The sequence below is a fragment of the Maritimibacter dapengensis genome (genome assembly GCF_019218265.1).
Taxonomy (GTDB): Bacteria; Pseudomonadota; Alphaproteobacteria; order Rhodobacterales; family Rhodobacteraceae; genus Maritimibacter; species Maritimibacter dapengensis.
This window is the reverse complement of the sequence record NZ_JAHUZE010000013.1, coordinates 1-3,243: the sequence shown is the minus strand read 5'-3', so window position 1 is coordinate 3,243 and position 3,243 is coordinate 1. Positions and strand designations below refer to the sequence as shown.

2 protein-coding genes are annotated in these 3,243 nt (G+C 66.9%); both read left to right on the top strand.

Annotation, left to right across the window (positions count from 1 at the left end; translation table 11 throughout):
- Positions 1-1,650, top strand: a 1,650-nt coding sequence (gene iolC / locus KJP28_RS19785) for a 5-dehydro-2-deoxygluconokinase (RefSeq protein WP_218394105.1), incomplete at its 5' end; no start/stop codon positions are given.
- Between the two features lie 10 nt (positions 1,651-1,660).
- A partial coding sequence (iolD, locus tag KJP28_RS19780) for a 3D-(3,5/4)-trihydroxycyclohexane-1,2-dione acylhydrolase (decyclizing) (RefSeq protein ID WP_218394104.1) occupies positions 1,661-3,243 on the top strand: 1,583 nt, incomplete at its 3' end.

Here is a 3,243-nt window from a genome sequence, read left to right as displayed (position 1 = left end):
CGGCTGACCGCGCTCGTCATCCTCGGTATCCGCGACGAGGAACAGTTTCCGCTGATCTTCTACCGCGAGAACTGCGCGGACATGGCGCTGTGCGAGGATGACATCGACCCGGACTTCGTGCGCTCGGCCCGTTCGGTCGTGGCGACCGGCACGCATCTGTCGCACCCGCGCACCGAGGCCGCCGTTCTCAAGGCGCTGAAGATCGCGCGGGAGGCGGGGCTGCGCACCGCGCTGGACATCGACTATCGCCCGAACCTGTGGGGCGTGGCGGGGCATGGCGACGGGGAAAGCCGGTTCGTGGCCAGCGAAAAAGTCACCGAGAAACTGCTGTCGACCCTGCATGCCTTCGACCTGATCGTAGGCACCGAGGAAGAGTTCCACATCGCGGGCGGCACGACCGATACCCTGGCCGCCCTGCGCCGGGTGCGCGCGGTGTCGGGGGCGACGCTGGTGTGCAAGCGCGGCGCGGCGGGGGCCGTGGCGTTCGAGGGCGACATCCCGGACAGTCTGGACGCGGGCCAGACCGGGCCGGGCTTTCCGATCGAAGTGTTCAACGTGCTGGGGGCAGGCGACGGCTTCTTCTCGGGCCTTCTGAAGGGCTGGCTCGATGGCGAGGATTGGCCCACGGCGCTCAAATACGCCAATGCCTGCGGGGCCTTCGCGGTCAGCCGCCATGGCTGCACGCCCGCTTATCCGTCCTGGGCGGAGCTTCAGTTCTTCCTGGAGCGCGGCGTTGTGCGGCCCGATCTGCGCAACGACGAAGCGTTGGAGCAGATCCACTGGTCCACCAACCGCAAGGGCGATTGGTCGAGCGTCAGGACCTTCGCCTTCGATCACCGGATGCAGTTGGAAGAGATGGAGGGCTATTCGCTTGAAAAAGGCGGGGCGTTCAAGGAGCTGTGCCTGAAGGCGGCGCTCGACGTGTCGGGCGGGCAGGGGGGCTACGGCATCCTGTGCGACAACCGGATCGGGCGGGCAGCGCTTCATGCCGCCTCCGGCTCGGGCCTGTGGATCGGGCGGCCGACCGAACTGCCCGGCTCGCGCCCCATCGCGTTCGAGCCGGAGCTGGGGCCGGACTTCGGCGGCCTGCGCGAATGGGCGCGGGAAAACGTCGTGAAGCTTCTGGTGTTCTGCCACCCGGACGACGACGGCGAGACGCGGGCGCTGCAAGAGACCCGGGTCAAGGCGCTGTTCACCGCCGCTCGGCGCAACGGCCTCGAGTTCCTGCTGGAGGTGATCCCGTCCAAGGTCGGACCCGTGGATGACACCACGACCGCGACGCTGATCCAGCAGTTCTACGACGCGGGGGTTTATCCCGACTGGTGGAAGCTGGAGCCGTTCAAGACGGAGGCCGCGTGGGACAACGCCGTGGCCGCGATCGAAGCGAACGACCAGCATACCCGCGGGATCGTGGTGCTGGGTCTGGACGCGCCCGAGGCCGAGCTTGCCGAAAGCTTTGCGCTGGCCGCGAAGCAACCGCTGGTCAAGGGCTTCGCCGTCGGGCGCACGATTTTTGGCGATGCTGCGCGGGCGTGGATGAAGGGCGACATGAGCGATTCGGAGGCGGTCGCCCAGATGGCCGAGCGTTTCGCCAAGCTTTGCAAGGTTTGGGACGGCGCGCGGGCGAATGCCCGTTTGAACGCCGCGTGAGGAGGACGAGATGAGCACGATCAGGTTGACCGCCGCACAGGCGATGGTGAAATGGCTCTCGGTGCAGATGACGCCGCAAACGCCCTCAAGTAGCGAAGCGGTAGGGCAACAAACGCCCTCAAGTAGCGAAGCGGTAGGGGAGCAAAAACTCGAACGGTTCATCGAGGGCATGTGGGCCATTTTCGGACACGGCAACGTGGCGGGGATCGGTGAGGCGCTTCATATGTTCCGCGATGAGTTCCCGACCTGGCGCGGGCAGAACGAACAGACGATGGGTCATGCGGCCATCGCCTATGCCAAGGCGAAGAAACGCACGCGCGCCCATGCGGTCACGTCGTCCATCGGGCCGGGGTCCACGAACCTTGTGACGGCGGCGGCGCTGGCCCATGTGAACCGCCTTCCGGTGTTGATCGTGGCGGGCGATGTCTTCGCCAATCGCCGCCCCGATCCGGTCTTGCAACAGGTCGAGGACTTCGACGACGGCACGGTGTCAGCGAACGACTGTTTCCGCCCGGTGAGCCGCTATTACGACCGGATCACGCGGCCCGAGCACCTGCTGACCGCGCTGCCCCGCGCGCTGCGCGTGATGACCGATCCGGCCAACTGCGGCCCGGCGGTCTTGGCGTTCTGTCAGGACGTGCAGACCGAGGCCTATGACTGGCCCGAAGCGTTCTTCGAGCCGCGCGTGTGGCACATCCGCCGCCCCGGCGTGGATACGGATGAGGTGGCGCGGGTGGCCGAGATCATCCGGGGCGCCAAGAATCCCGTCATCATTGCGGGCGGTGGCGTGATCTATGCGCAGGCCGAAGCGACGCTGGGCGATTTCGCGATGAAGCATGGCATTCCGGTCGCCGAGACGCAGGCGGGCAAGTCGTCGCTGGCGCAGGCCCATCCGATGAACTTCGGCGCGTCCGGTGTCGACGGGTCGGCCGCCGCCAATGCGATCTCGGAAAACGCGGACGTGGTGATCGGGGTCGGCACACGGTTGCAGGATTTCACCACCGGCTCGCGCACCTTGTTCGGGCAGGGCGCGAAGCTCGTGTCGATCAACGTGCATGGCTATGACGCCGCGAAACACGGGGCGACGAGCCTTGTCGGCGATGCGAGGGTTGCGCTCGAGGCACTCTCCGAGGCGCTCGGGGATTACAAGGCGTCGACCTTCGACCCCGCCATGCGCGAAGACTGGCTGCGTGCCGTCGACGCCTATTGCGCGCGTCCCGACGATCAGGCCGCCAAGCCCACCGATGGACAGGTGATCGGCGCGGTCCAGCGCGCCACGGGCGAGAACGCGGTCGCCATGTGCGCGGCTGGCACGATGCCCGGGGCGCTGAAGCTTTTGTGGCAGCCCAGCCAGGGCGGCTATCACATGGAATACGGCTATTCCTGCATGGGTTACGAGGTTGCAGGCGCCATGGGCATCAAGCTCGCCACGCCTGAGCGCGAGGTGATCTGCTTCGTCGGCGACGGCAGCTACATGATGGCCAACAGCGAACTGGCGACGGCGGTGATGCGCCGGGTGCCGTTCACGGTCGTCTTGACCGACAACCGGGGCTACGGCTGCATCAACCGGCTTCAGACGATGGGCTGCGGCGG